This window comes from Sandarakinorhabdus sp., from assembly GCF_031422795.1.
Classification (GTDB): domain Bacteria; phylum Pseudomonadota; class Alphaproteobacteria; order Sphingomonadales; family Sphingomonadaceae; genus Sandarakinorhabdus.
On record NZ_JANPML010000193.1, the window covers coordinates 1 to 5,545 of the forward strand.

Here is a 5,545-nt window from a genome sequence, read left to right on the forward strand (position 1 = left end):
CTGGCCGACATGCAGACCGAAATCACGCTGGGCCTGTGCGCGGCGCTGGCCGGTGGCCGCCTGATGGACGACAAGCGCCTGGCGCCCGAAGCCATCTCGCTGCTGAAGCGCAACAATTGCGGCAAGGCGCTCGATATCGCCCGGGTGGCGCGCGACATGCACGGCGGCAACGGCGTTTCAGACGAATATGGCGTGATCCGCCACGTGATGAACCTGGAAGCCGTGAACACCTATGAAGGCACGCACGACGTGCACGCGCTCATCCTGGGCCGCGCGCAGACGGGGCTGCAGGCGTTCTTCTAAAGCCGGATGGGAAGCGCCGTCGTGCTCTTCACTTCATCAAGGATGATGGAGGAGCGGGCGGTCGCAACTTCCGGCGCGGCGAGGATGCGGTGTGAGAGAAGCTGGTTGAAACTGGCCAGATCGCGCGTCGCCACCTTCAGGATCAGATCGGCCTCCCCGGTCAATTTGTGGCATTCCATCACCTCGTCGAGGCCCAGGATCCGCATCCGGAAGGCTTCTGCGGCTTCGGGCGAATGGCTTTTCATGGTGAGCAGCACATAGGCCATCAGGCCAACACCCACTGCCGCGGGATCGAGCACGGCGTGAAAACCCCGCACATGGCCGGCCTTTTTCAGCGCCGCCATCCGGCGCGAACATTGCGAAGCGGAGAGGTGGATGGCCTCGCCCATCTCCACCGGGCCGATGTCGCCGCGTTGTTGCCACAGCGCCAGGATCTTCAGATCAAAACCATCAAGCATGAATGGTTTGTGCGGGTTTGAGCCTGTTGGCGCAAGGCCCGTGCGCTGGCTGGCCCTTGATGGGGCCAGCCAGCGCAGCCAAGAGCAGCAGCCAGAACGGCCGCCGCCGGTTACTTGGCGCCGCGGCTGGTGTCGTTGCCGCCGCGATCATCGACGGGTTCTTCGGCAGGCGCTGCTTCGGCAGCAGGCGACATGGCATCAGCAGCAGGAGCGGCGGCATCGGCAGCCGGGGCCATCGCATCGGCGGCCGGGGCAGCTTCAGTGGTGGCTTCAGCGGCCGGCGCTTCAGCAGCCGGCGCTTCTTCGGCCTTCTTCTCGCCGCAGGCGGCAATCAGGCTGGTGGCCAGTACAACACCGGCCAGCGTCATCATCTTTTTCATGTAGTTTCCCCCAAATTGGCTGGAACGACCCATTCACTCTCGCCCCCAACATGTTTTCACATGGCAGGACGCATGCCAATTCTGCACTTGCAGGCGTCAATCGGCAAGCCCGATCAGCCGTTTGCTGCCGGCTTTTCGAGGCCAAGGCGGGCAAGGATGGCCTTGAAACGCGGCTGCGACCGCAGCGGATCCAGCAAGGGATCGAACAGCACCAGCACCATGCCGGAATCACGCAGGACAAGCGCGCGTTCCAGCGTGTTCAGCGCTGCTTCGGTGCGGCCCCACTGCGCCAGCACTTCGGCCTGCTGATACAGGCCGCCATCGCCAAATTCCGTCACCAACCGGGCCATCTGCTGATCACCGGCCGCCTGACCCGACAGCTTGGCATCGACAATGGCCAAACCGCGCAGCTTTGAAAGACGGCTCGGTTCTGCTGTGAATTGGCGCCGCGCTTCGGCCAGATCGCCCTTTATCAGCGCCATGTCGCCCAGCACGCGGTGTGCGATGCCCAGGCGCGGGTTCAGTGACAGGGCGGTTTCCAGGTCGGTAATGGCAGCGGCGTAATCCTTGGCTGCAAAGGCCACCATGCCGGCATTGCGGAACAAGCCCGGGTTGAGCGGATCGAGCCGTTTGGCGCGTTGTATCGCGGCATCGGCCTGCTTGAATTCACCCATATTGGCGGAGAATTCGGCATAGGCGGAAAGGATGGATGCATTGCCCAGCCCCAGTTCGAAACTGCGCTGATAGGCTGGCTTGGCGGCGCCAAGGTCGAGCTGGCTCATCAGCGCAAAGCCCAGGGCGGCATGGCCTTCGGGCATGTCGGGCGCCAGCGCGATAGCCTTGCGGGCGCCGGCTTGTGCTTCCTGCCGCAGGGCAGTGGCGCGCGCGATGCTGGCTTCCTGGTTGGCAATGGCGGCCAGCGTGCGGCCACGGGCGGCGTGGGCCGCGCCATAGCCCGGATCAAGCGCGATGGCCTTGTCATAAGCGGCCAACGCCTGCGCGTCGCTTTTGCTGCTGGCGCCAACCAGATAAAGCGCCTGGCCCTTGGCATAGGCATCGAAGGCGGCGGCGTTGCGGGTGCTGCCCGGCCGCTGCGCGCTCCAACTGGCGTCTTTGGCCAGGGTGGATACCAACGCGTCGGCAACCGTGGTGGCGATCTCGGCCTGCACGGCCAGCACATCGGCCATGGTGCGGTCAAAGGACTGGCTCCAGCGGTCGATGCCGGTGTTGCCATCCACCAGCCGCGCCGTGATGCGAACCCGGCCCGCAGCCGGCTGCACCGATCCAGACAGCAGATTGGCAACGCCCAGTGTGCGGGCGATCTGCCGCGCATCGGTGTCGCCGCCTCGAAAGCCGCCAACGGAAGCGGCACCGCTGACCAGCAATTGCCGATTGAGGCTGAGGGTGGTGCGCAGTTCTTCGCCCACGCCTTCGGCAAAATAATCCTGATCGGCGCGACCGGAAAGATTGCGGAAGGGCAGCACGGCGATGCTCTGGGCCGCTGCGCCCGGCACTGCGGGTTGCAGCAAACGCCATGCCACGGCTCCGCCGCCGGCAGCAGCCAACACGCCGGCACCCATCAGCAGGGTGCGGCGATCCAGACTGACAGCGCCTGCTGGCTGGCGCCCAGGTGAGTTTGCGGTCTGGCCACCAGCCGGTGCGCCACCGCCCGAAACCATGGCAATGGCGCTGACGATGCGGCGCATGATCCCGGCCGGATCTGATTTGCCCGACCATTTCGAAACGTCGATCACCTGGAACTGGCGGAAACCCAGCGGCGGCATGCTGCCATCGATCGACAGCGGGACCAGCCGGCGACGATCCCGGCCCACCGTGGCTTCATCGCGCACCCAATGGCTGTCGATCGAGGTTCTCGACCATAGCACGACCACGGCATCGGCTTTCTGCAGCGCCGCTTCGGTGGTGGGCAGGAAATTGTCGCCGCCTTCCAGCAGCCCATCCCACCACACCTGATAGCCCTGCCGTTCCAGCGCGCGGATCATCGGCAGCGCCGCCTTCTGATCGGTGCGGGAATAGCTGAAGAACAGCTGCTGCCGGGCCGGATCGCCGGCTGGCGCGCCGCCATTGCCTTGCTCGCCGATCTCGCCGTTCATGATCTGCGACCCCTCAAGCCCCAATGCTTGTGTCTCGATCCCCTCTTGCCGGATTTTTTGAGCGTTGCGAACGGCAAAATGGTTGGGCGAAAGCCAAATTCCGCACCGCTTGCAAATTCACGGTTGTGTTTGATTGCGAAGCAAAGGAATCTGGCCGCGATGGCTGAATCCCGCACCCCAGAACTGCTGCCGCCGCCGCTGCCGGTGCCGATCCTTTGCGTGGGTGTGACGGGGCATCGCCACAACAATCCCGCCTATGCAGCGAACGCCAGCCAGATTGCCGCGGTGATCGACGAACTGTGCAGTGCCATCGCTGCGGCGGCCGGGCCGGTGCGGTTGCACAGCCTTCTGGCCGATGGCACGGATCAGGTGGCGGCCTTTGCGGCGCTGGCACGTGGCTGGGAACTGGTGTCGCCGTTGCCGTTCGGCCAGGCGCTCAACCTTGCCATCAACGCCCATCCTGCCAGCCCGGACGATGCCAGGCGGCTGCTCGCCGGCCTGCCGGCGCTGGAACCGGCAACCGCCGCCCGCGTTGAAACCCTGAACCAGCTGGCAGCCCACGCGCGACTGTTTGAACTGGCCGATGCCGATGCCGTGATTGCACCGTTGTATCTGGCCATGACGGATGCGCCAGGCGATGTGGCGGCGGCGCAGCGATATTCCAGTGCCGCGTCGCGGCGGGTGGCGTTGGCCGGGCGGGTGATGATCGAACAATCCGATCTGGTCATCGCGGTGTGGGATGGCGCCACCCGTGATGCCGTGGGCGGCACCGGCCACACGCTGGCCAGCGCGTTGGCCACCGGCGCCACGGTGGTGCTGATCGACGCCCATGATCCGCACAAGTGGCGGTTGGTCGACGATCTGGAAATGCTGGACCAGCTGCCCGACTGCAGCGGGCGCGAGGCGCTGCTGGCCAAGGCCATCGCCGCTGCCATTCATCCGGCCGACGAAGATGCGGCTGTTGCACTGGCGGCATCGGCCTGGCGCGATCGCACCACGCCGCTGTTTCACGGATATCGCCGGGTGGAAGCATTGTTTGGTGGCGCCAAACGGCCGTGGCGATCACTGCAGATGACGCACGAAAGCCCGCAGGCCATCGAAAAGGGCAGCGGCGCAGCCGTGCTGGCCGCGCTGACCGGCCTGCCCGGCGCCGATCCGGCCTGGCCGCGTACCATCGGCCGGGCAGTGTTTCAGCGCTTTGCCTGGGCCGATGGCATTTCCACGCGCTTTTCCGATCAGTATCGCGGCGGCATGGTGGCCAATTTCATGATGTCGGGCGCGGCGGTGATGGCCGGCATGGCCTATCTGCCCACCGCCGGGCCGGAATGGAAACATCTGTTTGCGCTGGCGGAATTCCTGCTGCTCGGCTCGATCGTGCTCACCACGGCGCTGGCCAAGCGCGATCATTGGCACGATCGCTGGTTTGAAACCCGCCGTGCCGCCGAATATCTGCGCCACGCGCCGTTCGTGCTGGCGCTGGGGGTGACGCGGCCGCCATCGCGCTGGCCCAAATCCGGTGCAGCCGGGGAAGCCGCGGCCTGGCCAGAATATCATGCCCGCCACGCCCAGCGCGAAGCCGGGTTGCCCGCGGCGGCCATCGGGCAGGATTGGCTGCGCGCCGTGCTGGATGGCCTGCTGATCCCGCATATCGCCGGCCAGCGCGACTATCACCGCATCAAGGCGCAGCGGCTCGATCGGGTGCATCACAAGCTGGATCGCGTTTCGATCGTGTCGTTCCAGTTGGCCGTGGTGGCCGTCGCGCTGTGGCTGCTGCTGTGGCTGGGCGGCGCGCTTGGCCTGGTGCCCGACGTGCTGGCGGAAAAGACCGCCAAGCTGTTCACCTTTCTGGGCGTGATGTTCCCCACCATCGGCGGCGCGGTGGCTGGAGTCCGCTATTTCGGCGATTTTGATCGCTTTGCGGCGATCAGCCGGGTGTCGGCCGAGAAGCTTGATCGGCTGCACCGCCGCGCCATGTTGTTGCACAGCGCGCCGGCCTGCTCGCTGGAGTATGGCAGCGTGTCCGATCTGGCCCATGCCGCCGAAGAGGTGGTGGTTTCCGAAATCGAAAGCTGGCAGGCGGTGTTTGCCGGCAAGCAGTTCACTGTTCCCGTGTGATTGCACGATCGGTGCGCGGGAACCGTTTCTGACGCACAGTCCGTGCGCAGTTCGGCGGGCCAACCTGGCAACTCGCACAGACATTGACGGCAAGGCGCGCTATACTGGCGGCACTGATTCCGGGAGCATCCACGATGGCTGATCTTTTCGAAAACCCGCTGGGCCTTGATGGCTT

General features: G+C 65.5%; 5 protein-coding genes. 2 read left to right on the top strand and 3 right to left on the bottom strand.

The genetic code is table 11. The features are described 5' to 3' along the window. Positions 1-303: acyl-CoA dehydrogenase family protein (locus RMO81_RS07375; protein WP_310475164.1), on the top strand; the 303-nt coding region annotated here is incomplete at its 5' end. On the opposite strand, the gene RMO81_RS07380 is transcribed toward RMO81_RS07375, so the two are convergent. From RMO81_RS07380 to RMO81_RS07390, 3 genes are all read right to left on the bottom strand, one after another. Then, positions 300-761, bottom strand: a complete 462-nt coding sequence (locus RMO81_RS07380) for an Lrp/AsnC family transcriptional regulator (RefSeq protein WP_310475165.1) — start codon at positions 759-761, stop codon at positions 300-302. The two genes, RMO81_RS07375 and RMO81_RS07380, sit on opposite strands and share 4 nt — an antisense overlap. A 110-nt stretch (positions 762-871) precedes the next feature. After that, the gene (locus RMO81_RS07385; protein ID WP_310475166.1) at positions 872-1,141 is read right to left on the bottom strand and encodes a hypothetical protein; all 270 of its coding nucleotides are present in this window, start codon (positions 1,139-1,141) and stop codon (positions 872-874) included. Between the two features lie 113 nt (positions 1,142-1,254). Beyond that, positions 1,255-3,255 carry a TIR domain-containing protein gene (locus tag RMO81_RS07390; protein WP_310475167.1) on the bottom strand — a complete coding sequence of 667 codons (2,001 nt, stop codon included), beginning with the start codon at positions 3,253-3,255 and terminating at the stop codon, positions 1,255-1,257. A gap of 159 nt (positions 3,256-3,414) precedes the next feature. On the opposite strand from RMO81_RS07390, the gene RMO81_RS07395 reads away from it, so the two are divergent. Next, positions 3,415-5,370 (top strand): hypothetical protein, encoded by a 1,956-nt coding sequence (locus tag RMO81_RS07395; RefSeq protein ID WP_310475168.1) that lies wholly within the window; start codon positions 3,415-3,417, stop codon positions 5,368-5,370. Positions 5,371-5,545: the final 175 nt, after the last annotated feature.

Coding starts and splice junctions, on each gene's coding strand:
- RMO81_RS07380 (WP_310475165.1), bottom strand. CDS start 761: ATGCTTGATGGTTTTGATCTGAAGATCCTGGCGCTGTGGCAACAACGC.
- RMO81_RS07385 (WP_310475166.1), bottom strand. CDS start 1,141: ATGAAAAAGATGATGACGCTGGCCGGTGTTGTACTGGCCACCAGCCTG.
- RMO81_RS07390 (WP_310475167.1), bottom strand. CDS start 3,255: ATGAACGGCGAGATCGGCGAGCAAGGCAATGGCGGCGCGCCAGCCGGC.
- RMO81_RS07395 (WP_310475168.1), top strand. CDS start 3,415: ATGGCTGAATCCCGCACCCCAGAACTGCTGCCGCCGCCGCTGCCGGTG.